The organism is Lutaonella thermophila (assembly GCF_055387725.1).
In genome coordinates this window covers 1,876,079-1,902,796 of record NZ_AP043783.1, presented here as the reverse complement: position 1 = coordinate 1,902,796, position 26,718 = coordinate 1,876,079, and the positions used below count along the sequence as shown (strand labels likewise).

The window sequence follows — 26,718 nt, the reverse complement described above, 5'->3', positions numbered from 1 at the left end:
GCTGTATGAAGCACTCAACTATTCCTTTAGCGCAAACCTTGGTACAACTTTGTAAGGCCAAGAATATAAAACATATAGTAATTTCTCCGGGATCCAGAAATGCACCACTAACCATAGGTTTTACTCATAACCCTTTTTTTACATGCTACAGTATTGTAGATGAACGAAGTGCTGCTTTTTTTGCTTTAGGAATGGCACAACAAACACAAAGCCCCGTAGCAGTAGTTTGTACTTCGGGGAGTGCATTATTAAACTATTACCCTGCAGTAGCTGAAGCTTTTTATAGCGACGTTCCGTTGGTAGTAATCTCTGCAGATAGACCTGAATTTTTAATTGATATTGGCGATGGGCAAACCATAAGGCAGCCAAACGCTTTGGCAAGTCATGTGTTGTGTTCTGTTTCTGCTAAATTAGATGTACAACCTAATTTAGATGCGTTGCTTGCAGAAGTTTACTTAAATAATAACACTTTAAACCAAAAGGAGCTCAGTGCTTTACAGGATCAAATTCAACAATATAATGAGCAAGAAATAACAAAGGCTTTAGATATTTGCATTTTAGAAAATGGTCCGGTCCATATAAACGCGCCTTTTCATGAGCCTTTGTATCAAACACAAGAACAAACAACCGTAAAAATTAGTGAAAGCATACCAGCCCAAAAGCTAACAGCAGAGATAGATTTAACATCGTTTGTAAAAAGGTGGAATAGTGCCACAAAAAAAATGATTTTGGTAGGGGCATTGCCACCAAATCAAATTAACAAATCGGTTTTAAATGAATTAGCAAAAGACCAATCTGTTGTAGTATTTACAGAAACTACATCTAACTTATATCATGATGCCTTTTTTGAAAGTATAGATAAAATTATTGCTCCAATTGAAAAATCTGAAGATGCTGATGCTCAATTTAAAATGTTACAACCAGAGTTGCTCATTACTTTTGGAGGGATGGTTGTTTCTAAAAAAATAAAAGCCTTTTTACGTAAATACAAACCCAAAGAACACTGGCATATAAATCCCAAAAAAGCCTACAATACTTATTTTAGTTTAACAGAACATGTTAAAAAAGCTCCACAAGATTTTTTTACAGAGTTATTGCCTAAAACCAAAAAACAATCATCAGATTATAAAACTTATTGGCAGAGCGTAAAAAAACACAGGGCACATCGTCATGAATCATATTTGAAAAAAATTCCGTTTTCTGATTTGAAAGCATTTAGCATTTTGCTAAATAGCATTCCAGATAATTACAATGTGCATTTAAGTAACAGTTCTACTATTAGGTACGTACAGTTATTCACTTTAAATCCAACATTAAAAGTTTTTTGCAACAGAGGTACAAGTGGTATAGATGGTAGTAGTTCTACAGCCGTTGGATACGCTAAATTAGATAAAGATCCTACACTTTTAATAACAGGAGATTTAAGCTTTTTTTACGACAGTAATGCTTTCTGGAATACCTATTTGCGTGAAGATTTTAGGATTATTGTTATTAATAATAGTGGTGGAGGTATTTTTAGAATTTTACCGGGCAATAAGAATACTCCAGAGTTTGATACTTTTTTTGAAACCAAGCACAACTACTCATCAAAAGCAATGTGCCAACATTACGGGTTTAGCTATTTAAAAGCAGAAAACGAAGATGAGCTACAAAAAGCCATTGCTGATTTTTATAACAAAAGTAACAAACCAAAGCTTTTAGAAATTTTTACTCCAAGAACACTAAACGACGAGATTTTACTAAACTATTTTACGTATTTACGTTAACATATATAAAACTTTAAAGGGTTATTTTATCATATAACGGTTAAGTATTATTTTTGCTCAAAACCGTAACAAAATCTACACCAATGAGTAAACGTGAATGGAAAACAATTAAAGAGTATTCTGATATTAAATTTGAATTTTTTGAGGGGATTGCAAAAATTACCATAAACAGACCAAGAGTCTACAATGCTTTTAGACCGGAAACTAACATGCAAATGTTAGAAGCAATGGACATTTGTAGAGAACGTACCGATATAGATGTGGTAGTATTTACAGGTGCCGGCGATAAAGCATTTTGTAGCGGAGGAGACCAAAATGTAAAAGGAATAGGAGGTTATGTAGGAGAAGACGGAGTACCAAGACTAAATGTTCTAGACCTTCATAAAAAAATTAGAGAGTTACCAAAGCCGGTTATAGCAATGGTAAACGGTTATGCCATAGGAGGAGGGCATGTGCTTCATGTAGTTTGTGATTTAACAATAGCAAGTGAAAATGCAATTTTTGGGCAAACCGGACCTAAAGTGGGAAGCTTTGACGGTGGTTTCGGATCATCATACTTAGCAAGACATGTTGGCCAAAAGAAGGCTCGCGAAATATGGTTTTTATGCCAACAATACTCTGCACAAGAGGCATTAGAGATGGGATTAGTAAATAAAGTTGTACCTTTAGAAAAATTAGAAGATACTGTAGTAGAGTGGTGCAAGATTATGCAAAAACGTTCGCCTTTAGCGTTACGTATGATTAAGCGCTGCTTAAATGCAGAATTAGACGGTCAACACGGTTTAATGCAATTAGCCGGAGATGCAACATTAATGTATTACTTAATGGATGAAGCTCACGAAGGAAAACAGGCATTCCTCGAGAAGCGAGATCCTAACTTTAAACAATATCCAAAATTCCCGTAAAAATTACTTGTTATGCCTTTTGTAGAGGAACAAGACTTGTTACAGCTTCATAAAGATATAGACAAAGCAAAAGCTGTTAACGAACGTCTTTTAGATCAAATTAAATACAAAAATAAAGAGTTAAAGAGAAGCAAGCGCCAACGCAATGTGTTGGGGCTTGTTACCTCTTTATTTGTGCTCTTAACATTAGTTCTCGTATCTTTTTCTTTTGGAGTTAATAGTGCTGTTAAGCAACTAAAATTTCAATCAGATCAAACAGTTTTAGTATCTATAGATAGTTTAGACGCTATTAAAACTAAGTTAGAAACCTTGCAAGAAGAAAAAGAAGATCTAGACATTATTAAAAACTTTTATTTAGCTAAAAACTTTTTAGAAGGAGAACGCATTTACGCTGTTCAGGTTACTGCATTTACAGAGAATAATATTCCTTTAATATCTAACAGTCTTGCCAATTCGCGTTTTGTAAAAGAAAATCCGTTTTATTGATATTCTCTAGGAAATTTTGAAACCTTAGAAGAGGCCCAAAAATTTAGGTATGAGCTAGTAAAAATGGGATTTAAAGATGCTTTTGTGGCATCGTACAAAAACGGAAAACGTATAGAAATAGAAGAACCGTATTAATTGCATGAGTACATTTAAAGCGTGGGTTCGGGCAGCACGTTTGCGTACATTACCCTTATCGGTATCCGGAATTATTGTAGGTTCGGCCATAGCAGCCGGCAACGGTTACTTTAACACTACAATTTTTTTATTGGCTTTACTCACCACAATACTGTTTCAGGTGTTATCTAATTTTGCCAACGATTATGGCGATGGTATAAAAGGGACCGATAATAACGATAGAGTAGGGCCGATGAGAGCGCTACAAAGCGGAGCAATCTCTGCTAAAGCCATGAAAAGAGGCATTATTATTACTGCTGTTTTATCACTAATTAGTGCCATTTTTGTTATTATTAAAGCTTTTAACGGGAACATTTTTTATACTACAATATTCATTTTGCTGGGTGTGTTAGCTATTGTGGCAGCCATAAAATATACTGTTGGTGATAACGCCTACGGATATGTTGGTTTAGGCGATTTGTTTGTTTTTTTATTCTTTGGCTTATTAGCTGTCGCCGGCAGTTATTTTTTATATACAAAAACATTACATTTTGATGTCTTTTTGCCTGCAATAACAGTTGGTTTACTTAGCGTTGGAGTGCTTAACCTTAATAACATGCGCGATATGAAGGCTGATAAAAAAGCAGGTAAAATTACACTTGCCGTGAAGCTGGGCGAAAACAAAGCTAAAAAGTACCATTTGCTAATTTTGGCAATTGCTTTTTTAGGTTCTTTACTCTATTTAGCACTTAATTTTTCACATTACACTAATGCTATTTTTTGCTTAGCCTTTGTACCAGTTTTTATTCATGCAAACCGTATAGCAAAACAAAAAAACTTACAAGAGATAGATCCGGAGTTAAAAAAATTAGCTATTAGCACTTTCATTTATGCTGTATTATTTTTTATTGGATTTAATATTTTTTTGTAGATTTAACATAACAAACCACTAACAACAACTTACCTTGGAAGAAGCTATTAAAATTCTTATTGTAGAAGATAATGTAATTATTGCAGACGATATTCAGTCTCAGTTAGAGGAGATTGGATATACAATTGTTGATAATGTAATAGATTACGAGCAAGCAGTAAGAGCACTAAAAAACAACAAGGTAGATTTAGTGTTAATAGATATTATTTTAGCTTCAGAAAAAACGGGTATTGACCTTGGTAAACACATCAGAAAAAATTACAATATTCCGTTCATCTTTGTTACCTCAAACTCAGATAGGGCTACTGTAGAAAAGGCTAAAGACGTTAAGCCTAACGGATACTTAGTTAAGCCTTTTGAGCAACAAGATCTTTACACAGCTATAGAAATAGCAATTTCTAATTTTAATTATGAGGTAGAAGAGCGTTTAAAAGAAGATGAAGAAAGCCAAGAAGACGAGAAAGATAAAATTATATCAAATGCTGTATTAAAAGATTCAATCTTTGTAAAAAAACAACATTTGTATTATAGAATACAATTTGATGATATACAGTACATTAAAGCAGATAATGTATATCTTGAAATTAACACCGAAGAAAAAAAATACCTGGTACGTTCTGCTTTAAAAGACTATTTAGAGAAATTACCATCAGACAAGTTTTACAGAGCGCACAAATCTTACATTGTAAATTTAGATCACATTCAAGCTATAAACTCTAAAGATATTATGATTAACGGAGAATTAATTCCTATATCTAAAGAGTTTAAAGAGTTCATACTTTCTTCAATGAATTCTTAAAAAAGCAATCAGTAAACATCACACATTACACTATTTACAACAAAAACAGAGCTGTTTACAACATAATTTTTGTAAACAAGCTTTTCTGTTTTATGTTTATACTGTTGTTTAACAAAAACAGCACTTTGAAAAAAGACCCAAATCTTATCATTTTCATATAGTGTTCTCTTAAAAAGGATCTTAGCATTTAATGTTCAGGTCCTTTTTTGTTTTGCAATCCCTTTATATCCCTTTATTTACGCACTATTTCAGAAAATTATATATTGTAATAAAATAAAAGTGCATTACGTCTAACAGACAACTTTTAAGGATAAGTACACAACAAAAAAAATCTCTTTTACAACAAAAATTTATACAGTAGTTTTATTTGGTTTATGTTTGAAGTGTTGTTAGTGATATGGTATTTATTACCAAACCCAATTTTACGTTTAGTATATGTGTTTGAAAAAGAGCCTAAATACAATTACATTTAGGCTTTTTTTTAGAAAAAATCATTAACACTTTTTTTGATTTATTTAATATTGTTAGCTTTACTTTACAATGTTTAAAATACTAGAAAGGTGCATTAAATTTTTCGCTGTTTTTTTAATGGCGACTTCGTGTTTTGTTATATATGCTCAAAACGCATCGGCTGATGTATTTTCTAAGTTTCAAAACCTTTCGGATTACGAGAGCAGATTTAATCTTTTCTTTAAGAGTGATGACAGATATTCTCTAAGTTCTGCAAGCCTTTGGGAAGCCAAGGTAGATGAGTACATGAAAACTGCATTGGCAGAAGAAGACTCTATTGCTGCAGAACATTATAGAATTATGCTTTCCCAAATTCAGTACGATATGGGGAACTTTGATAAGAGTGTAATACTGGCTAACGATTTATATAATAACAATGCCGATAAAATTGCAGACTCTACCAAGATAGTTTTATTAGATATTTTAGATAAATCGTATGCAGAGCTACAATTGTATGACAAACAATTAGAGATTAGAAAACTTAAGAAGGCTTTAGGAGACAGAGACGTTTCACTATATGATATTTATGCAAATTTAGGTTTGTATAACCAAGCTAGAGTAGATTATGTTATAGAAAATGGCAAAGATTTAAAAGACGGAGACCATTTTGCGCATGCCAAATACAATAATAAGCTAGGAGAATATTTACTGTTAGACGGTATAACCTACACTGCTAAGAAGCATTTTAATATGGCATTAAGCTATATTGATTTGTATATAAACGATTACAACAAGAAAAAAACAGATAAAGAGCTTAACGAAGCCTTGTTCTTGCAAGGCGTTATAAAAGGTAATATAGGCCGATGCGATATGGAAATGAAAAAGTATCGTGAGGCAATACCGTTATTAGAAGCTAATGCAGAAAGCAGCAAGGCATATGATAAAGGCAGGTATTTAAGCAATACCGTTCAAGTATGGAAAGAACTTGCAAAATGTCATCTGGAGTTAGGTAATTTAGAAGAAGCAAAAGCCTATTTAGATAGCGTTAAGCTAAACAGCTCTAAGGCAAACAGAATGGAAGAGTTTAATAAACTCTTAGCAGATTATTATGTTAAAGTTGCAGATCATGAAGCTGCCACATATTACTATCAAAATTATATTAAACTTAGAGACTCTGTTGAAAAAAGCCGAAAGAAAAAACAATTATTAGGTCTTGTTGTTACTTACGATTTAGAGAATCAAAAAGAAATGATAGAGCAACAAAGGCTTGATATAGAAAAAACCAGAAGTGAAATAGAGGCAAGAGACAAAAAAATTAATTATGGTATAATTGCCTTGATTTTCACGCTTTTAGGTTTAGGAGGTTTAATTTTAGCATACAGAAAAAGTATTACTAACCAAAAACTTATTGCAGAGCAAAAGAAAATTATTGAGAATTCATTAATAGAAAAAGACTCGTTACTTAAAGAAATTCATCACAGAGTAAAAAATAATCTTCAAATGGTGTCTAGCTTGCTGAGTTTACAATCTAAAAACACCAAAAGCAAAGCTGCAATAGAAGCATTAGAAGAGGGTAAAAGCAGGGTTAAAGCTATGGCGTTAATTCATCAAAAATTATATCAAAATGATGATTTATCTGTGATAGAAATGCAAGGGTACATAGAGTCTTTAGTTACCAGTGTGCAATCGGTTTATAAAAAAACAAATAGCCCTGTAGAAATAACTATAGATGCAGAAAATACAGAATTAGATATAGATAGAGCTATACCTATTGGGTTAATTTTAAACGAGTTGGTTTCTAACTCTTATAAGTATGCTTTCCCTGAAAACCCTGAAAACGGTAAAATTTACATCAATATCTCAGAAATAGATGACAACGAATTCTATTTTGAGTATTCATGGGGTTGGATTACGTGAAGATAATGGTAATATAGGCAAGGGATCTATGGGGCTTCATTTAATTCAACGTTTAGTAAATCAACTTCGTTCAAAATTAAATATAGAGAGTAAGCCTGGAGAGGGTGTAAAATTTTGGTTTAATTTTAACTAATGCGTAATTTAGTTGCACAGACCAAAATACTAAACAACCCATGAAAATCACATACTTAGGTCATGCCAGCTTGGCAATTACCATTAAAAATACCCATATATTAGTTGATCCGTTTATAACCGGAAACCCTAAAGCAGAAGGTAAAGTTGATATAAACGCACTTAAGGCAGATTACATTTTAATCACGCACGCACATCAAGACCATATTTTAGATGTAGAAACTATAGCAAAGCGTACCAATGCAGTTATTGTTTCTAATTTTGAAATAGCTTCATACTTTGGTAATAAAGGATTTGACCATCACCCAATGAATCACGGTGGAAGTTGGGATTTTGAATTCGGTAAAGTAAAGTATGTACCGGCCATGCATACATCATCTTTTCCTGATGGGTCTTATGGCGGGCAGCCGGGAGGTTTTGTTATAGAAGGAGAGCATAAAAATATTTACATTGCCGGAGATACCAGCTTGATAATGGATATGAAGCTAATCCCAATGTTCACCAAATTAGATTTGGCAATTTTGCCAATAGGTGACAACTTTACCATGGGAATAGATGAAGCTATTATTGCATCAGATTTTGTAGAATGCGACAAAATTTTGGGATATCATTTTGATACTTTCGGATTTATAGAAATAAACCACGAAGAAGCCAAAAAGAAATTTTACGATAAAGGCAAAGACTTAATGCTTTTAGAAATAGGAGAGAGTATTGAGTTATAAATGAAAGCCTCTTACCATAAATATATTTTACAGTTTAAGCAACCCAGCGGAACATCGAGAGGAGTTTTAACCCAAAAAGAAACCTATTTTATTGTTTTACAGCAAAACAATAAACAAGGGATAGGTGAATGCGGTATTTTAAGAGGATTAAGTTTTGATGATGTTCCTGACTACGAGCAAAAACTACAGTGGGTTTGTAATAATATTCAATTGGGCAAGCAAAAACTGTTACAAGAATTAGTTAATTATCCAAGTATTCAATTTGGTTTAGAACAAGCTTTTTTATCAGTAGAAGCTAAAAATCCAATGGAGCTTTTCCCGTCTGCCTTTACAAAAGGACAGAAAAGCATTCCTATAAATGGTTTAGTTTGGATGGGTTCAGAATTGTTCATGAAAAATCAAATTGAGCAAAAAATAAAGCAAGGCTTTACTTGCATAAAAATGAAAATAGGAGCGATAGATTTTAATACAGAATTTACATTATTAAAATCTATACGACAATCATTTTCGCCTAATGAAATTGAGATAAGAGTTGATGCAAACGGGGCCTTTTCATTTAAAAATGATGACGCTTTAAAAAAATTAGAAAAATTAGCAACTTTAACTATTCACTCAATAGAGCAGCCTATTAAGCCAAAGCAATGGGAAAACATGGCTAAGCTATGTGAATTAAGTCCATTACCAATAGCTCTAGACGAAGAGTTAATTGGGGTAACAAATCCAGATCAAAAAAAGGAGTTGTTACAAGTAATAAATCCACAATATATTATTTTAAAGCCTAGTTTAGTTGGTGGTATACATGGCTCAACAGAATGGATTACTTTTGCAGAACACCAAAATATAGGCTGGTGGGTAACCAGTGCCTTAGAAAGCAATATTGGTCTTAATGCAATAGCCCAATGGACATTTACATTAAACAATAAAATGTACCAAGGTCTTGGCACCGGAAGTTTATTTACAAATAATTTTGAGAGCCCTTTGTTAGTAACAAACGGATGCTTACATTACCAATCCAATAAACCATGTAGTATAAAACTATAATATGTTAATATGTATATAGCTCAAGCATTTTCTGTAAAAAACGATTGGTGGCGCTATTTAATAGGGGTGGCAGTTGCAATAGTAGGTGTTGTAATATTTTCATTACCACACTATTTAGCACTTGCAATTAAAGTTTTAAGCGGTGAAGTAGATGAAAGCAGGCTTAACAATGTGCAGTATTTAATGTCAGTGTTTGAGCCAAATGTGAACTTAATATATATACTTTTACCATTTGTGGGAGGCCTTATTTTTTTGCTAATAGCGGTAAAATTTATACACAACCAATCGTTTACCAAACTAACTACATCTCGCGTAAAAATAGATTGGAGTAGAGTGCTATTTGGCTTTATGGTAGTAGTTGTATTAAATAGTGTAATGATTGGATTAGATTATTTTTTATCACCAGAAGATTATAAAATAAACTTTAACCTCGCACCTTTTTTAGTGCTTGTAGTTATAGCGCTCTTGTTAATACCATTACAAACTAGTTTTGAAGAGTACATGTTTAGAGGATATTTAATGCAAGGTATGGGGGTGCTATTTAAAAACAGATGGGCTCCGTTATTGTTAACATCATTAATATTTGGTGGTCTTCACTTTTTTAATCCTGAAGTAACTAAAATGGGTAACGTGGTAATGATTTACTACATAGGTGCAGGTGTATTTTTAGGAGTAATAACACTAATGGATGAAGGGCTGGAGTTGGCATTAGGTTTTCATGCCGGTATTAATGTTGTTACAGCGCTTTTAGTTACGGCAGACTGGACAGCTTTCCAGACACATTCTATATTAAAAGATGTTTCTGAGCCCTCTGCCGGTTTTGATGTTTTAATACCAATTTTTGTGGTCTACCCGCTTATTTTATTGTGGTTTGCCAAAAAATATAATTGGACAAATTGGCGTGAAAAATTATTCGGTAAAGTACAACCTCCAAATACTGTAGAACTAATACAAGATGACACCAACATATAACAAAATTCATAATAGATTTAAACTTAACGGAGAACATTATACTAAAAACGAACTTAAAGAAGCTGCTTATAGTTTTATAAAAGAAGGGTTGCCTTATGAACAAGCTGTCGGAGTTTTTCTTTTAGATTGGTTAGACGATAATGATTTTATAAAGGTTAAAACTTCTGGTTCTACGGGAGCGCCAAAAACTATTAAATTAAAAAAGCAGCATATGGTGAATTCTGCCATAGCAACAGGAGACTTTTTTAATATTACCATTGGTCACAAAGCATTACTTTGTTTACCGGTGAGTTATATTGCCGGTAAAATGATGTTGGTTAGAGCCCTCATTTTAGGTTTAGAGTTAGACCTTGTTGAGCCAACATCTAATCCGCTTCAAAACATTCCAAGAAATATTAAATATGATTTTTGCGCAATGATACCATTGCAATTAGAAAACAGCATAAACTTATTATCTAAAATTAAAAAAGTTATAATAGGTGGCGCACCGGTATCACAACAACTAAAAGAAAAAATAGCTAATTGCAGCACTAACGTTTTCGAAACGTATGGTATGACCGAAACTACAAGCCATATAGCTGTTAAACCAATAAACGGAAAAGATAAAAGCGATTATTTTACAGTACTACCAAACGTAAATATTAGTCAAGATGAAAGAGGCTGCTTAGTTATATCTGCACCTAAGGTAAGTAATAAAACGCTGGTTACTAATGATGTGGTAAAGCTTCATGGCAATTTGCAATTTGAATGGTTGGGCAGGTTTGATTATGTTATAAATTCCGGAGGGATTAAAATTCATCCTGAACAAGTAGAAAAAAAACTAGCATCAGTCATTAATCAAAGGTTTTTTATTACTTCCTTGCCTGATAATGTATTAGGAGAACGAGTTGTTTTGGTTGTAGAAGGAAACAATTCAATCGTAACTGACATTAAAAATTTAATTCAACAACAAACTAACTTAACCAAATATGAGACTCCAAAGGAGATCTTGGTTATAGAAAAATTTACAGAAACTCACACCGGTAAAATAAACCGACAAATAACACTGCAAAATGCTTTAAAACAAAACGTTTAACTTATTGTTGCATTTTAAAATAATAATCTGCAGAATGTTTACCGGAACCGTATACCATAAAAAATATACAAACTAAAAACACAATTGAAGCTTGTGTTAAGTTAGAGGCATTCATTTCTCCTAAAAAATTAATAGCAATAGCGCCAATTAAAATGGGTAATTGAGCAATAATCGCCCAACGTGTTAAGAGGCCAAATGCAATTAAAATTCCACCAATTAAATGTGCCGGAGCAACATAATGAATGGTTATCATCCCACCGGCCATACTTTGTATGGGTTTAATAAGGTCTATTAGCATTTGGCTATTACTCATAAAGTGAATTCCTTTTATAAATAAAAAAACACCCAAAGCAATCCTAACCAAATCTAAGGGAAAATAGGTGTGAGCATTTGCCCACTTGTTTAATGTTTTAACTAATCCCATGATGGTTTTTTATTGATTACCAGTTATTAAGGTACTCAAATTTTGTTTAAAAATGAAATAGTAACGTCTTATAATTGTATATTGGTTATCAAATTTTGTTCTGAAAAAGCTATTAAAATGAAGTACAAACTTTCACTTTTGTTTTTATGTTTCTCGTTAATTTGTTTCTCTCAAGCTATACTACCGGAGCGAGAAAGAGCTAAGGTTATTGATGAAATTCTGGCAGATAGATTTAATAATTTACTGCCTAAATTAATGGATGATGCCGGGATAGATATGTGGATTTTAATTTCGAGAGAATACAACGAAGATCCGGTATTAAAAACCATGCTTCCGGCTACTTGGCTTAATGCAAGGCGAAGAACCATTTTAGTTTTTTACAGAGATAAAGCAAAAAATACTATAGATAAATTGGCTGTTGCACGTTATAACTTTGGAGATAATATTATATCTGCTTGGGATAAAGAAAAACAGCCTAACCAATGGAAAAGATTGGTTGAACTTATTGAAGAGCGAAACCCAAACGTGATTGCTCTAAACTATTCTGAGCATTTTAATATTGCAGATGGTTTAGTAAAAACAGATTACAATGAGTTTATAAGCTATTTACCCAAAAAATATAAAGACAAAATTATATCGGCCGAAAAACTTGCTGTTGCTTGGATAGAAACACGAACACAACGTGAAATGGTTATATACAACCAATTAGTTAGAATAACACATAATATAATTAAAGAAGCCTTTTCAGAAAAAGTAATTACCCCAGGTGTTACCACAACATCAGATGTAGAGTGGTGGATGCGTGATAAAGTAACACAACTTGGTTTAAAAACATGGTTTCACCCATCGGTTGATGTACAACGAAGCAATAATGAATTAGGAAACCATCTGTATTCTTTTTCTAACAGACCGGAAAACATGATTATTATGCCCGGTGATTTGGTTCGTTGTGATTTTGGAATTACCTATTTAAGACTAAATACAGATTGTCAGCAACTGGCTTATGTGTTAAAGCCTAATGAAGTAGCACCTCCTGATTTTTTAAGTAATGCGCTTAAAAAAGGAAACAGGCTACAAGACATTTTAACGAATACTATGCAAGTAGGTAAAACGGGTAACGAGGTTTTATTACAATCTTTATCCGAGGCTAAAGCAGAGGGATTACGCCCATCAATCTATACACACCCATTGGGAATGTATGGCCACTCTGCCGGAACTACAATTGGTATGTGGGACGCACAAGGAGGCGTGCCCGGCGATGGAGATTATCCGTTACATGCTAATACAGTTTATGCAATAGAGTTAAATACTACTGTGTATTTAAAAGAGTGGGATAGAGATATTAGGATTATGTTAGAAGAAGCCGGATTTTTAGGTGAAAACGGATTTAGATACGTAAATGGCCGCCAAAAAAAACTACTAACCATACCAAGAGTAAAAAATCATTTAGGAAATTAAAAAAAGAGAGGTAGTTTATAGTGACCTTGCATATCTGTTAGTTATGGCTTAAATCAGTACTCTTTCACTATTTAATACAAAGTAGAATATGATGAATAGATTAGTTTGTATTCGAATTAGAAATGATTGTTGGTAGTTATACATTGCTAATTAAAAACTTTCTACATTGATTTTTGTATTCGGTCAAATCCTCTATAAACTTTCCTATAAATTCAATAAGTTTCTTTTTCTCTGTAATAGAAATGGAATTCAAATCAATATTTGAAACCATAAAATCAGATTTGGCATAAACTCTATTTAGACTTTCATTAATATAAACCTCTTTAAACCTAAATATTTTATGTAATTTATTGAATTTTTGTAATTCTGATTTAGTAGCTATTCCGCTTACGCAAACTGTGTTACAATCTTTATTGACGTTTAAGTAATAGAAACTTTTAACATTAAATTCTATAGCTCCATTTTGCCATCTTGGATTTACATAACGTATATTAAATTTGTCTTTCAAAAAACTTGAAAGAATTTCAGTGAATTTTTCCTTTGCTAAATAAATATCTTCCTTATAAGGTTTGTTGTAAATAATACTTGAATCTAAATGCTTTTGTACAAATTTTTCTAATTCAGCTAATTCTTGTTCGGTATTATAAATTACACCAAACTCTATTAGATTTGAGTTAAAACTTGACAACAAATTTACAGGTGTTGCAATACCTAACTTTTCATTGAAATATAATTTGGTGTTAAGATTTTTTACAAGCTTTGGCTTTAGCCCTAATTCTTCGATTTGTTCCCAACTTTTGAAGTTTTCATTATCCAATCTTATGTAAAAGTCAATTTTAACTCCTCTTCGGATAGCATTTAAAATTTCAACTTTAATTCTTTCACAATAATTAAAGTCAACATAAGGAGATATAAAAACTAGTTTTGTTTTGGATTCAATAATTAAATCAAGAAGCTCACTTATAAATTGATAAGGAGATAATGTTTTCATTGGTAAAGTTTAGTTTTTAATTAACAAATTAATAAACTATGATTATCAAGGTTAATTATTAAAAAGTTTGTTTATACCTGTAACACCCCTAAATTAAACTTTTTCTCTATGGGGGCATGGTCTGCAGCTTCAATACCCATAGAAATCCATTTTCTTGTTTCTAACGGATCAATAATTGCATCGGTCCATAATCTTGCTGCAGCATAATATGGTGAAACTTGGGCATCGTATCGAGATTTTATTTTGTTGTAGAGCTCTTCCTCTTTTTCTTTGGTAATTTCTTCTCCTTTAGCTTTTAATGATGCTGTTTCTATTTGTAATAAAACCTTGGCAGCACTATTACCACTCATTACAGCAAGCTCTGCACTTGGCCAAGCAACAATTAGTCGGGGGTCGTATGCCTTACCACACATAGCATAATTTCCTGCGCCATAACTATTGCCTACAATAACAGTAAATTTTGGGACAACAGAGTTACTAACGGCATTTACCATTTTAGCCCCGTCTTTTATAATTCCGCCATGTTCGCTTTTACTTCCAACCATAAATCCGGTTACATCTTGTAAAAACACCAGAGGAATTTTCTTTTGGTTACAATTGGCAATAAATCGGGTAGCTTTATCTGCCGCATCAGAGTAAATAACCCCTCCAAATTGCATCTCGCCTTTTTTGTTTTTTACCACTTTACGCTGATTTGCTACAATACCAACTGCCCAGCCATCTATACGAGCGTAGGCTGTTATTATGGTTTTACCATAACCTGCTTTGTATTCTTCAAACTCAGAGTTATCTACTAAGCGTTTAATAATTTCGTACATATCGTACTGTTCTGTTCTAGATTTAGGAAGAATACCATAAATGTCGGCCGGGTTATCTTTTGGTTTAGTCGGTTTAGCTCTGTTAAATCCTGCTTTATCAAAATCACCAATTTTATCAACAATATTCTTAATGGTGTCTAAAGCATCTTTATCATCTTTAGCTTTGTAATCTGTAACCCCGGATATTTCACAATGAGTTGTAGCACCACCTAACGTTTCATTATCAATGTTTTCACCAATAGCAGCTTTAACCAGATAGCTTCCGGCTAAGAAAATACTTCCTGTTTTATCTACAATAAGAGCTTCATCGCTCATTATAGGTAAGTAGGCACCTCCTGCCACACAACTTCCCATTACAGCAGCAATTTGGGTAATACCCATACTGCTCATAACGGCATTGTTTCTAAAAATTCTACCAAAATGTTCTTTATCCGGAAAAATCTCGTCTTGCATTGGCAAGTAAACACCGGCACTATCTACTAAATAAATTATAGGAATTTTGTTTTCTATGGCAATCTCTTGTGCTCTAAGATTTTTTTTACCGGTTATAGGAAACCAAGCACCAGCTTTTACAGTTGCATCATTTGCAACAACTATACATTGTTTGCCTTTTATGTAGCCAATTTTTACAACAACGCCACCAGATGGACACCCTCCGTGCTCTTGGTACATGCCGTCTCCTGCTAACGCCCCAATTTCTATACTCTCGGCATTCTTATCTAACAAATAATCTATACGCTCTCTGGCGGTTAATTTTCCTTTAGCGTGATGTTTTTCTATTCTTTTTTTTCCACCTCCAAGCTCTACTTTAGCTAATTTTCTCTTTAAATCTGAGACAAGTAATTTATTATGATCTTCGTTTTTATTGAAGTTTAAATCCATATGTGTCAAGTTTGGCACTAAAGTACAAAAGTTGTTTATCAGATAAAAACGCTAACATATATTTAACACGGTAATATTTACCATGGTAAATATTTTTGTGTATATTTGCATCAAAACAAAAGCATTATGAAGAGAATATTAGTTTTTGGAGGCAGCAATAGCAAAGAATCTATCAATAAAAAATTAGCTATTTATACTGCTAAAAAGTTAAACAATGTTGAACTAGATATTATTGATTTAAATGATTTTGAGCTTCCTATTTATAGTATTGATTTAGAAAAGGCTAGTGGTATCCCCGATAAAGCTAAAGATTTTTACAATTTAATTACACAGAGTAGTGGAATTGTAGTTTCTCTGGCAGAACATAACGGGGCTTACAGTACGGCATTTAAAAATATTTTTGATTGGGTTTCTAGAATAGACGGGAAATTATGGCAGCAAAAACCTATGCTTTTAATGGCTACTTCTCCCGGAGGAAGAGGAGGGGCTTCAGTTTTAGCAATTGCAAGTGATAGATTCCCAAGAATGGGAGCTAACATTGTAGCTACTTTCTCGCTACCTTTTTTTCAAGATAATTTTAATGATGATGGTATAACTAACACGCAGTTAGAGCAACAGTTAAATGAAGCAGTAACAATTTTTTCTGAAAATATTTAATAATGGCTGATTTATCTAAAGATCTCAACTCTAAATTTCCCAATGCTAAAGTTAAAGCCTTGCTTAACATAATTTATACAGCAAACTGGTTAAGCTATCATCAAAATATATTTTTTAAAAAATACGGAATATCACCACAGCAGTACAATATATTACGAATTTTAAAAGGCGCTAAAAAACCACTCAAAATACAAACAATTAAAGATAGAATGGTAGAAAAATCTCCTAACACAACAAGGCTAATGGATAAGCTTTGCGCTAAAAATTTAATAAAGCGTATACCCTGTGAAACAGATAGGAGAGTGGTTAAAACCGCCATAACACCGCAAGGTATTAGTCTTTTAAAACAGATAGCAGATTTAGAAACTTTTAACAACACATTATTACAACATATTACAGAAAACGAAGCTCAAAAACTTAGTGATTTACTAGACAAGCTTAGGGGCTAAAAAATTTTTACTTTAAAAACAGATTATTATGAAAACAACAATTTATAAAGCCAATACAAGAGGATTTGCAAACCACGGATGGTTACAGGCCAACTACTCTTTTAGTTTTGCAAATTATTACAATCCCGACAGAATGCAGTTTGGCGCTTTACGGGTTTTAAATGACGATTTAATTGCCCCCAGCATGGGATTTGGAATGCATCCGCACGATAATATGGAAATTATAACAGTACCTTTAAAAGGAGTTTTAAAGCATAAAGACTCTATGCATAATGAGTGGCAAGAAGTTAAACCCGGCGAAGTACAAGTAATGTCTGCCGGTACTGGAATTGTTCATTCAGAAATTAATGGTTCTCCTAACGAGTACTTAAGCTTATTTCAGATTTGGATTATACCTAACACAAAAGATGTAAAACCACGATACGACCAAAAGTCGTTTTCTGAAAACAACAGAAAAAACAACTTTCAAACCCTTGTTGCATCTACAAATGATATAGCTTCTGAGAGCTTAAAAATTCATCAAGAAGCTGTAATATCTCGCATAGATTTAAGTGAAAACAGATCAGCAACATACTCGCTTAAATATAAAAATAACGGAGTTTACGCTATGGTTATTAATGGTAAAGTTTCTATTGCAGAGCACCAATTAGAAAGTAGAGACGCCATTGGTATTGAAAGCACTAACGAATTTAACATTACTGCACTAACAGACAGTGAGTTATTACTTATTGAAGTGCCTATGGCATAGATTTAATACGCTAATAAGTGTTATACAACAGGTATTTACATTAAAAATACGATATTTGTAGGCTTGCTTTTTGTTTACTTTAAACAACCTGAGCAAGCCTTAAATTATTACTAACCACAAAATTATATACAATTATGGCAATGAATAAGAATACGGTTTTAGCATGGGCTACTACCATAATGATTATTGTTGGAATAGCATTAATAGCTTTAGGTGCATTCAGATATGATGAAGTAGCAGGGTACGGATTCGGAGCTGTAGGAGTAGGTTTTTTTGCAATTGCATGGGTATTTAACGCATTAAAAGGTAGAGTGTAAGATGAGCGATGATAAGAAGGTAATTTTTTCAATGTCCGGAGTTACCAAAACATTTCAAGGTGCAAACACTCCGGTTTTAAAGGATATTTATTTAAGCTTTTTTTACGGAGCTAAAATAGGAATCTTAGGACTCAATGGTTCTGGTAAATCTACCTTATTAAAAATAATAGCAGGGGTAGATAAAAACTATCAAGGAGATGTTGTTTTTGCTCCCGGATATACAGTAGGTTATTTAGAACAAGAGCCAAAGTTAGACGATAATAAAACCGTTCTTGAAGTTGTTAAAGAAGGAGTAGCAGAGACCGTTGCTATTTTAGATGAGTACAACAAAATAAACGATATGTTTGCTTTGCCTGAAGTTTATGAAGATCCGGATAAGATGCAGAAGCTAATGGATAAGCAGGCAGCATTACAAGATAAAATAGATGCTTCTAACGCGTGGGAGTTAGATACCAAGTTAGAAATTGCAATGGATGCTTTACGAACTCCGGAGCCCGATAAAAAAATTGGTGTACTCTCTGGAGGAGAGCGCAGAAGAGTAGCATTATGTAGATTGCTATTACAAGAACCAGACGTGTTGTTATTAGACGAGCCTACCAACCATCTGGATGCAGAGTCTGTACATTGGTTAGAGCACCATTTAGCTCAATACAAAGGAACAGTTATAGCCGTAACACACGATCGTTATTTTTTAGATAACGTAGCAGGATGGATTTTAGAGTTAGATAGAGGTGAAGGTATTCCATGGAAAGGTAATTACTCTTCTTGGTTAGACCAAAAAGCTAAACGTTTAGCTCAAGAACAAAAACAAGCCAGCAAACGCCAAAAAACATTAGAACGAGAATTAGAGTGGGTTAGAATGGCCCCAAAGGGACGTCAAGCTAAACAAAAGGCACGTTTAAAAAACTATGACAAACTTTTAAGTCAAGATCAAAAACAACTAGATGAAAAATTAGAAATTTATATTCCTAATGGACCTCGTTTAGGTACAAATGTAATTGAAGCTAAAGGAGTTAGTATGGCTTATGGCGATAAGCTTCTGTATGAAGATTTAAACTTTAAACTGCCACAAGCAGGAATTGTTGGAGTTATTGGTCCGAATGGAGCCGGTAAAACCACAATTTTTAAGATGATTATGGGCGAAGAAAAGCCTGATAAAGGCGAATTTATAGTTGGAGACACCGTTAAGATTGCCTATGTAGATCAAACCCACTCTAACATAGATCCTGAGAAAACCATTTGGGAAAACTTTAGTGATGGGCAAGAGCAAATTTTAATGGGTGGCCGTACCGTTAACTCTAGAGCTTACTTAAGCCGATTTAACTTTAGCGGAAGCGAGCAAAATAAAAAGGTAAAGTTATTATCCGGAGGAGAAAGAAACCGTTTGCATTTAGCAATGACACTTAAAGAAGAAGGTAACGTGTTGTTGTTAGATGAGCCTACAAATGATTTAGATGTAAATACTTTACGTGCTTTAGAAGAAGGGCTTGAAAATTTTGCCGGATGTGCAGTTGTTATAAGTCACGACCGATGGTTTTTAGATAGAATTTGTACGCATATTTTGGCTTTCGAAGGAGATTCTCAGGTATATTTCTTTGAAGGTTCGTTTAGTGAGTACGAAGAAAACAAGAAAAAACGTTTAGGGGCAGATATAATGCCAAAACGAATTAAATACAAAAAGCTAACACGATAAAATTAAAAGCTCCGGAGTATTCCGGAGCTTTTTACTTTTTATACCAATCTTTTAGTCTAACTTCAATGTTAGAATTTTTACTTTCTACTAATGTTTTAAACTTTTGAGTGTCGCTCATGTTGGGTCTACCTCTGTAATGATACGGATACACAACTTTTGGTTTAAAGTCTAAAACTGCGCTTGCAGCTTGCTCTTCGGTCATTGTAAAAGGTAAATTCATACAAATAAAAGCAACATCAATATCTTTAAGTGCTCGCATTTCTGGTATATCTTCTGTATCTCCGCTTATATAAATTTTTGTGTTGTTTATTGTAAGCACATAACCGTTGCCTCTGCCTTTAGGGTGTCTGGATGTTTCATCTTCAGGCAGGTTATACATCGGGATAGCTTCTATGCTAATACCATTTACTTTTGTTGTAGTACCATTATTTAAAATTATTGTTTTAGCTCTTGGTAAGCTATCGGGTAATTTGTTAGCAACGGCTTCGGGTACAACAAAAACGGCCTGGTTTGTTTGTAAGCCACTTAAGGTTTTAATATTTAAATGATCACCGTGAATATCTGTGATTAATACCATTGTAGGATTGGGTATTGAAGAGAATTTTTCTGCACCACCGTAGGGATCTACATATATTATATGCTCTTTATATGATAAAACTAAGGTACCGTGTACAATAGGATGTATTGTTATGTCGTTAATAGTATCGGTATCTGTAACTTGAGAATTTGCATTAATGCTAACTAATAGTAGTAAAGTAAAAAGAAAAGGTTTCATAATGTAATGTTTTGCTTAAAGTTAGCGTTTAAAAATGTTTTTTAAAAACAAACATATTTTTTTAAGTTTGATGCCAAGCCCAAATCGAACCATAATTAATTTTATGCTCAGAAAAAGCATTATTTTACATGTAATTTTTGTAATGATTTTTGGGATAGCTAACGCCCAAAAAAAAGAGTATTTAGATAGTTTATCTACTAAAGCGTATGCTTATTTAGATGAGTATAACTATAGGCTATCTATAGAAACTGCCAATAAGCTTATTACTGCTGCAAAAAAATTAGACAATCAGTATTACATTTCTAAAGGCTATAACATTGTTGCTCAAAACAACGAAATGGTATATGATACAGCAGCTGCAAGGAGTAACTATAATAAGGCATTATATCATGCCCTTAAAACAGATAACAAGGCCTTGTTAGCCGGTGCATATAACAACTTAGCTAATTTATATTCTTACAACAAAAAGCATAGTCATAAAGCAATAGAGCATTACCAACTATCGTATAAGTATGCAAAAGAGCTTAATGATACAGCCGATATGTTAACTCCGGTTTTAAACATTGGTTGGACTCATGTAGATAATAAAGAATACAACAAAGCATTACCGTATTTACAAAAAGCAAAGAGGTTTATTGAGAAAAAAGGAGATGTATCGGCAAAAATTCAAATTGAATATTTGTTAGGTGCTTATTACGAAGGCATTAATAATTTTAAACTTGCAGAGCAACACTATTTAAATGCTTTAAAAATTGGTGATACCACTAAATTTTATAGAGACTTATCTAATGTATATTACAATTTATCAATGCTTCAAAAAAAAACCAACAGGCATAAAGAAGCATTAGATAATTTTATTGTTTACGATAGCTTAACAGAAATGAGCTATGAGCAAGAAAAAATTAAAGAAGCTACCCTTGCAAATGTAAAATTTAGTGCAGAAGAGTATAAAAGAGAACTTGCAATTGCCAAAGAAGCTAATGAGTTATCAGAGAAGATTACACAAAAAACAAAGCAATTTGCGTATTTAGCAACCTTTGTAGTAGCGGTATTATTAATATTAGTTATAGTACTTTATAAAAATCAAGAATCTAGAAGCCGACTAACAAAGGCTCTAAAAAACCGCAACGAAAGACTACAACTTGCCACCCAAAAAGCTAAAGCCTTAGCAGAGGTAAAAACTAAGTTTTTATCTACTATTAGTCATGAGCTCAGAACCCCTTTATATGGTATTGTTGGAATTACAAATATTTTACTAGACGATAAAAATATCAGCCAATCTTCAAAAGAGCACCTTACTTCTTTAAAGTTTTCGGGAGATTATTTAATCAATTTAATTAACGATGTATTACAACTTAGCAAGATAGAATCTAATAAAGTTAAATTACAACACGTTAGTTTTAATGTAAGAGAACTTTTAAATAACATTAAACTTTCTTTTAAACATCAATTAAAACGAAACAACAATAAAATTCATATCGCCGTAGATGATAGTATTCCACAAATTTTGTTAGGAGACCCTGTTAGGCTTTCTCAAATTTTAATTAACCTTGTTGGTAATGCTGTTAAATTTACAGAAAACGGTAATGTATGGCTTACGCTACATACTAATAAAATAGGAGATAACGAGGTAGAAATTCTTTTTGTTGTAAAAGATGATGGTGTTGGTATACCAATAGAAATGCAGTGTAAGATTTTTGAGAGTTTTACACAGCTTAACAGAAAAGAAGGAGAGTACCAAGGCACCGGATTGGGCTTATCTATAGTTCAGAAATTAATAGAGAAATTTAACAGTAAAATTTATTTAGAAAGTCAAGAAGGAGAAGGTGCTAAATTCAGTTTTTCTATTGTTTTTGATATTGATAAGAATCCGATGGTTAAACCCCAAGAAACTTCTAAAAACCCGGCATTCAATAAGCAGCACATTTTAGTGGTAGAAGACAATAGAATTAACCAAATTGTAACTAAAAAAATATTAGAAAAAGAAGGCTTTTTAGTTTCAATAGCGAATAATGGAGAAGAGGGCGTTAACTTAGCCCAACAGCAAGAGTTTAATTTAATTTTAATGGATTTAAACATGCCTAAAATGGATGGCTACCAGGCATCTAAAACCATTAGAGAATTTAATGATGCCATACCAATTATTGCATTAACTGCTGTAGAATTCTCTGAAGTACTTACCAAAACAAAAGAATCCGGAATTAACGATGTGGTTGTTAAACCATATGATGAAAAAGAATTCTTTCAAATTATATATAAGCACTTAAAAACAACGGTTTCTGTTAATAGCTAATCCAACATTAACTTCATTTTTATATTGCTTCTTTTATAAGGACTATTAGCTTCTACCGGAATTTCTTTAAAACCGTACTTTCTGTAAATATGTATAGCGTTTTCTAATTTGGTGTTAGAGTAAAGTATAAGCGCTTTGTAGTTTTGCTTTTTGGCAAAGTCTATACAAAATTGCATTAATTGCTGACCAATTTTTTTACCCCTAGCACTAGGAGAAACTGCCATTTTGGTAAGCTCAAATATTGCTTTTTTTTGTGTTGGCATTAAGGCAACTGTACCTAAAACGTTATTGTTTTGCTTTGCAAAAAATATATGACCTCCTTTATTAGTTATATACTTTTCAGGGTTACTTAAAACTTCTTTATCAAAAGATTCTACATAAAAATACGTTTCTAACCACTCTATATTTAACTCATAAAAATAAGTAGCGTACTCAGATTTATAAGAAACTATCTCTGTAGTATTACACTTCATTATCATTATAATATCTAATAAAATCTGTTATTAAATAAGCAATTAATTTACCAACCAATTGTTTTTCTAGTCTGTTATCTAAATTTGGTGCTGCTTCACAAATGTGTAAATACACTGCATTGTGTTGTGCGCTACACTGTGCTACAAATTTTCTAGCCTGGTTAACAGTAAACCCACTTGGGCTTACAGCACTAGACGGAATATTGGCTATAGCATCACAATCTATTTCTATACCAAACGGCCTGTTGGCTACAAAATTTAATCCTCGTTGTAGCTCAGTTTCAAAACTGTCTGAAGAAAGTAGATCAATATCTTCAAAACAGGTATATGCTATTTTATCTGAGAGATTTTTAAACTCCTTAAAAAGAGATTTAGAGGTATAATTATAATGCAGTCCAAACATGTAATATTTGTTTAAAAAGCCTTCATTAAAAGCATACGAAAAACCATTACCGCTATGCCTTCCCTCTAAAGCCCTAAAATCTGAATGAGCATCAAAATTAATAGCATTAACAGCTTTGTTTAAAGCCAGACTACAACCTTTTAATAATCCATAAGCATTATTATGCCCACCACCAATAACAATAGGTATTTTTCCTGCTTTTACAATATTGGTTACAAGGTGAGTAACTTCTTTATCTATTTCACTAACAATTTTTCTCAGTTTGGTTACGTTAGGGGCTTCATCTAATAAAGTGTTTTCTAAAAGAGCATACTCTTCCGAAAAATCTAAATAGCCTAAAATTGCTACTTTCTTGGCTTTATTGTATTTATTGTATTGTACATTTAACAATGCCGGTAAGGCAACTTGCCATGCATTTTTTGTTCCTGGGGTACCATAGTTAGCCTGAACACCAATGTCTTCAGCAATACCTAAAACTATAAATTTAGCTTCGGTTTGTTCAAGTTGCTCATGCAAAGGTGCTGTATCTGTAAACGTAACTACTTTTTCTCCAAATTTAGTTTCTCCTTTTCTGTGGTGTATAAAAGGACTTATTTTTTTGAGTGTGAGGAGCTTTAACTTAGAGGTCATTAATACAGTATTTATAATTTTTTTACACGATTTCCAGAAAATAAATGTAGTTTTAAAAATCTAAATAGCCAATACAATCGTATATACATCACAAAACAAGTTTAAAAAAAGAAAATTTTTAAAAATTTACAGTTATGACTGATAACAAAAACAACAACGGATTAAAGGTTTTGGCAGGATTACTTGGGGTAGTTCTTGTAGCCACTTTAATTTATACTATTAGCTTGTATCAAGACAAGAAAAACACAACTGCTAAGCTTTTAGAAGAAAAGCAATTAGTAGTTGAAGATTTAAATAGTCTTAAGTCTGAGTACGATAAAGCTATTGAAGAGAGCAACGCAACCAATCAAGAATTAGTAGAAGCTCGCGATAGAATTGCGTTGTATATAGACTCTGTAAAAACCATGAAAGCAGATATTTCTGCACTTTGGAAATACAGACGTCAGGTAAACATTCTTAAAAAAGAACGCGAAATGTTAATGGCACAAATGGATTCATTAAAGCGTTCTAACTCTATGCTTGCCATGCAAAGAGACAGTACAATGGTATTGTTAGAGGAGCAAGTTTCTTATAACGATTCTCTTTTAGTACAGAATACAGAATTAGCCAAAGTAGTAGAGTTAGGATCTGCATTAAGCTTATCTAAAATTAATGTAGATGCTGTAAGAGAGCGTTCTAGCGGAAAATTAGTGTCTACAAGCAGAGCAAGACGTGCAGATAAATTTAAAGTATGCTTTACAGTTGCAGATAACAAAATTTCTAAGTCTGGTGATCGTCAATTCTTTATAGAAGTGTTAGATCCTACCGGAAGAGTTCTTGGAGAGAATACAACTGTTACTAACGAAGAAGGTACTGCAATTAACTACAGTAAAGCAACTAACTTCTTCTATGAGAATAAATCGTTAGATGTTTGTGATTACATTAACAAGCCAGGCGATGAATTTGCAAAAGGAAATTATACTGTAAACTTATATGATGATAACTTAAGATTATTAGGTACATCTAAGTTTACTTTAAAGTAAAATAAAAAAGCCTAAATATTATAAAAGCGCCTTGCATAAGGCGCTTTTTTTATGAGAATAAAGCACCATTAATAAAAACCATATCTACTTGAGAGTTCCCAAAGGCATATGGTATAAAGTTGTAACTAGAAATGGGTTTGGTTACTATTAAATTAGCTTTTTTTCCTTTCGTAATGCTTCCGTGTGTATTACTAATACCCATCGCATAGGCTGCATTTATGGTGGCAGCATTTATAGCTTCTTCTGGGGTAAGTTTCATTTTAATGCAAGCTGTGCTTACCACAAAATTCATGTTTCCGCTTGGTGTAGAACCCGGATTATAATCTGTTGCCAGTGCTAAAGGTAATCCGGCATCTATAATTTTTCTTCCGGGAGTGTATGGGATGCCAAGAAAAAATGAACAAGAAGGCAGTGCAACAGGCATTGTATTGCTATTTTGCAAAGCTTCAATATCTTGATCTCTAACAACCTCTAAATGATCTACAGAAAGCGCATTAAAATCTATACCAACCTGAACACCTCCAATAGCATTAAATTGGTTTACATGTATTTTAGGAATTAGGCCTTTTTGAGTTGCAGCTGCTAAAATCTTTTTTGTGTCTTCTACAGAAAAATATCCTTCTTCGCAAAACACATCAATATATTCTGCCAAATTATTGGTTACAACCTCCGGAAGCATTTTGTTTATAATCTCATCTATGTAAGCTGCTTTATTGTTTTTGTAGTGGGCCGGAACCGCATGAGCTCCTAAAAAAGTAGCTTTTATAGGTAAGGAGTAATTTTCTTTTAGCTTTTTAATTACACGAAGCATTTTAAGTTCGGCGTCAGGTGTTAGTCCGTAGCCACTTTTAATTTCTATTGCTCCGGTTCCTAGTTTAATTACCTCTTGTAATCTTTGTTCTGACTCTTTGTAAATAATATCTTCTGGGGTTTCTTGCAGTCGTTTTGCAGAATTTAAAATGCCGCCACCACGTTTTGCTATTTCTTCGTATGTTAATCCTTTAATTCGGTCAACAAATTCTGCTTCTCTTGTACCGGCATAAACAATATGAGTATGACTATCACACCATGTTGGCATAACAATTCTATTAGAAGCATCAATAACTGTGTCTGCTTCTACTTGTAGAGTAGGAGCCATATTGCCATAATCTACAATTATATCATTTTCAACAAGTAAATAAGCGTTTTCTATAATGGGTAACGTTCCCATATTTTTACCGGAAACCTTATCTACATTTTTATCTCTAACCTGAACAAGCTGTTTTATATTCGTAAAAAGTGTTTTCACAACGTATATTTTAAGGATAAAAGTAAGTATAAATTACGGGCAAAAAAAAGCCTCTCCAACATAGAGAGGCATTGTTATTTAATTGCA

Annotated in this window: 26 protein-coding genes; 19 read left to right on the top strand and 7 right to left on the bottom strand. The window is 32.9% G+C overall.

Annotated elements, in window-relative coordinates; genetic code table 11:
• Positions 1-5: 5 nt before the first annotated feature.
• The 11 genes from menD to ACZ5CF_RS08865 all read left to right on the top strand — a co-directional run bounded on the left by menD (position 6) and on the right by ACZ5CF_RS08865 (position 11,310).
• Positions 6-1,766: a 2-succinyl-5-enolpyruvyl-6-hydroxy-3-cyclohexene-1-carboxylic-acid synthase gene (gene menD, locus ACZ5CF_RS08915; protein ID WP_464578964.1), complete on the top strand. Its 1,761-nt coding sequence runs from the start codon at positions 6-8 to the stop codon at positions 1,764-1,766.
• Between the two features lie 83 nt (positions 1,767-1,849).
• Positions 1,850-2,671: a 1,4-dihydroxy-2-naphthoyl-CoA synthase gene (gene menB / locus ACZ5CF_RS08910; RefSeq protein ID WP_464578963.1), complete on the top strand. Its 822-nt coding sequence runs from the start codon at positions 1,850-1,852 to the stop codon at positions 2,669-2,671.
• A gap of 12 nt (positions 2,672-2,683) precedes the next feature.
• The gene (locus ACZ5CF_RS08905) at positions 2,684-3,157 is read left to right on the top strand and encodes an SPOR domain-containing protein (protein ID WP_464578961.1); all 474 of its coding nucleotides are present in this window, start codon (positions 2,684-2,686) and stop codon (positions 3,155-3,157) included.
• Positions 3,158-3,296: 139 nt separating this feature from the next.
• Entirely contained in the window at positions 3,297-4,202 is a 906-nt protein-coding gene (locus ACZ5CF_RS08900; RefSeq protein ID WP_464578959.1) for a 1,4-dihydroxy-2-naphthoate polyprenyltransferase, read from the top strand.
• 34 nt (positions 4,203-4,236) lie between these two features.
• Positions 4,237-5,001: a LytR/AlgR family response regulator transcription factor gene (locus ACZ5CF_RS08895; protein ID WP_464578958.1), complete on the top strand. Its 765-nt coding sequence runs from the start codon at positions 4,237-4,239 to the stop codon at positions 4,999-5,001.
• A 588-nt stretch (positions 5,002-5,589) separates the two neighbouring features.
• Positions 5,590-7,368, top strand: coding sequence for a tetratricopeptide repeat-containing sensor histidine kinase (locus ACZ5CF_RS08890; RefSeq protein WP_464578957.1), 1,779 nt, complete (start codon positions 5,590-5,592; stop codon positions 7,366-7,368).
• Positions 7,340-7,501 carry a hypothetical protein gene (locus ACZ5CF_RS08885; RefSeq protein WP_464578955.1) on the top strand — a complete coding sequence of 54 codons (162 nt, stop codon included), beginning with the start codon at positions 7,340-7,342 and terminating at the stop codon, positions 7,499-7,501. Before ACZ5CF_RS08890 ends, ACZ5CF_RS08885 begins: the two co-directional genes overlap by 29 nt.
• A gap of 40 nt (positions 7,502-7,541) precedes the next feature.
• Positions 7,542-8,222 (top strand): metal-dependent hydrolase, encoded by a 681-nt coding sequence (locus tag ACZ5CF_RS08880; protein ID WP_464578953.1) that lies wholly within the window; start codon positions 7,542-7,544, stop codon positions 8,220-8,222.
• The gene (locus ACZ5CF_RS08875) at positions 8,223-9,263 is read left to right on the top strand and encodes an o-succinylbenzoate synthase (RefSeq protein WP_464578952.1); all 1,041 of its coding nucleotides are present in this window, start codon (positions 8,223-8,225) and stop codon (positions 9,261-9,263) included.
• A gap of 9 nt (positions 9,264-9,272) precedes the next feature.
• Positions 9,273-10,235: a lysostaphin resistance A-like protein gene (locus ACZ5CF_RS08870; protein WP_464578950.1), complete on the top strand. Its 963-nt coding sequence runs from the start codon at positions 9,273-9,275 to the stop codon at positions 10,233-10,235.
• Positions 10,219-11,310, top strand: coding sequence for an AMP-binding protein (locus tag ACZ5CF_RS08865; protein ID WP_464578948.1), 1,092 nt, complete (start codon positions 10,219-10,221; stop codon positions 11,308-11,310). The genes ACZ5CF_RS08870 and ACZ5CF_RS08865 overlap by 17 nt, the downstream gene beginning before the upstream one ends.
• Position 11,311: 1 nt before the next feature.
• Here the strand turns inward: ACZ5CF_RS08865 and ACZ5CF_RS08860 are convergent, their stop codons facing one another.
• Complete coding sequence (locus tag ACZ5CF_RS08860; protein WP_464578947.1) at positions 11,312-11,734, bottom strand: DoxX family protein; 423 nt, start codon at positions 11,732-11,734, stop codon at positions 11,312-11,314.
• A 117-nt stretch (positions 11,735-11,851) separates the two neighbouring features.
• On the opposite strand from ACZ5CF_RS08860, the gene ACZ5CF_RS08855 reads away from it, so the two are divergent.
• Positions 11,852-13,192, top strand: coding sequence for a M24 family metallopeptidase (locus ACZ5CF_RS08855; protein WP_464578945.1), 1,341 nt, complete (start codon positions 11,852-11,854; stop codon positions 13,190-13,192).
• Positions 13,193-13,328: 136 nt separating this feature from the next.
• Here the strand turns inward: ACZ5CF_RS08855 and ACZ5CF_RS08850 are convergent, their stop codons facing one another.
• Both ACZ5CF_RS08850 and ACZ5CF_RS08845 read right to left on the bottom strand, forming a co-directional pair.
• Entirely contained in the window at positions 13,329-14,183 is an 855-nt protein-coding gene (locus ACZ5CF_RS08850; protein ID WP_464578943.1) for a phospholipase D-like domain-containing protein, read from the bottom strand.
• Positions 14,184-14,254: 71 nt separating this feature from the next.
• Complete coding sequence (locus ACZ5CF_RS08845) at positions 14,255-15,883, bottom strand: acyl-CoA carboxylase subunit beta (protein WP_464578942.1); 1,629 nt, start codon at positions 15,881-15,883, stop codon at positions 14,255-14,257.
• A 126-nt stretch (positions 15,884-16,009) separates the two neighbouring features.
• Between ACZ5CF_RS08845 and ACZ5CF_RS08840 the strand changes: the two genes are divergently transcribed.
• The 5 genes from ACZ5CF_RS08840 to ettA all read left to right on the top strand — a co-directional run bounded on the left by ACZ5CF_RS08840 (position 16,010) and on the right by ettA (position 19,747).
• On the top strand, positions 16,010-16,540 hold the full coding sequence (locus tag ACZ5CF_RS08840) for an NADPH-dependent FMN reductase (protein ID WP_464578941.1): 531 nt from the start codon (positions 16,010-16,012) through the stop codon (positions 16,538-16,540).
• A gap of 2 nt (positions 16,541-16,542) precedes the next feature.
• Positions 16,543-16,989, top strand: coding sequence for a MarR family winged helix-turn-helix transcriptional regulator (locus tag ACZ5CF_RS08835; RefSeq protein ID WP_464578940.1), 447 nt, complete (start codon positions 16,543-16,545; stop codon positions 16,987-16,989).
• Positions 16,990-17,017: 28 nt separating this feature from the next.
• Positions 17,018-17,737, top strand: coding sequence for a pirin family protein (locus ACZ5CF_RS08830; RefSeq protein ID WP_464578939.1), 720 nt, complete (start codon positions 17,018-17,020; stop codon positions 17,735-17,737).
• A gap of 140 nt (positions 17,738-17,877) precedes the next feature.
• On the top strand, positions 17,878-18,054 hold the full coding sequence (locus tag ACZ5CF_RS08825) for a CAL67264 family membrane protein (RefSeq protein WP_464578937.1): 177 nt from the start codon (positions 17,878-17,880) through the stop codon (positions 18,052-18,054).
• Position 18,055: 1 nt separating this feature from the next.
• A complete protein-coding gene (gene ettA, locus ACZ5CF_RS08820; RefSeq protein ID WP_464578935.1) occupies positions 18,056-19,747 on the top strand; it encodes an energy-dependent translational throttle protein EttA in 1,692 nt (563 codons plus the stop codon).
• A gap of 31 nt (positions 19,748-19,778) precedes the next feature.
• Here the strand turns inward: ettA and ACZ5CF_RS08815 are convergent, their stop codons facing one another.
• Positions 19,779-20,522 (bottom strand): MBL fold metallo-hydrolase, encoded by a 744-nt coding sequence (locus ACZ5CF_RS08815; RefSeq protein WP_464578933.1) that lies wholly within the window; start codon positions 20,520-20,522, stop codon positions 19,779-19,781.
• A gap of 103 nt (positions 20,523-20,625) precedes the next feature.
• Here ACZ5CF_RS08815 and ACZ5CF_RS08810 point away from each other — a divergent pair, with 103 nt between their 5' ends.
• Positions 20,626-22,815, top strand: a complete 2,190-nt coding sequence (locus tag ACZ5CF_RS08810; RefSeq protein WP_464578931.1) for a tetratricopeptide repeat-containing hybrid sensor histidine kinase/response regulator — start codon at positions 20,626-20,628, stop codon at positions 22,813-22,815.
• On the opposite strand, the gene ACZ5CF_RS08805 is transcribed toward ACZ5CF_RS08810, so the two are convergent.
• Entirely contained in the window at positions 22,812-23,288 is a 477-nt protein-coding gene (locus tag ACZ5CF_RS08805; protein WP_464578930.1) for a GNAT family N-acetyltransferase, read from the bottom strand. The genes ACZ5CF_RS08810 and ACZ5CF_RS08805 overlap by 4 nt on opposite strands.
• On the bottom strand, positions 23,278-24,321 hold the full coding sequence (locus ACZ5CF_RS08800; protein ID WP_464578929.1) for a formimidoylglutamase: 1,044 nt from the start codon (positions 24,319-24,321) through the stop codon (positions 23,278-23,280). The genes ACZ5CF_RS08805 and ACZ5CF_RS08800 overlap by 11 nt, the downstream gene beginning before the upstream one ends.
• A 134-nt stretch (positions 24,322-24,455) precedes the next feature.
• Here ACZ5CF_RS08800 and ACZ5CF_RS08795 point away from each other — a divergent pair, with 134 nt between their 5' ends.
• The gene (locus tag ACZ5CF_RS08795; protein WP_464578928.1) at positions 24,456-25,343 is read left to right on the top strand and encodes a hypothetical protein; all 888 of its coding nucleotides are present in this window, start codon (positions 24,456-24,458) and stop codon (positions 25,341-25,343) included.
• 49 nt (positions 25,344-25,392) lie between these two features.
• On the opposite strand, the gene hutI is transcribed toward ACZ5CF_RS08795, so the two are convergent.
• Complete coding sequence (hutI, locus tag ACZ5CF_RS08790; protein WP_464578927.1) at positions 25,393-26,631, bottom strand: imidazolonepropionase; 1,239 nt, start codon at positions 26,629-26,631, stop codon at positions 25,393-25,395.
• Between the last annotated feature and the right edge of the window lie 87 nt (positions 26,632-26,718).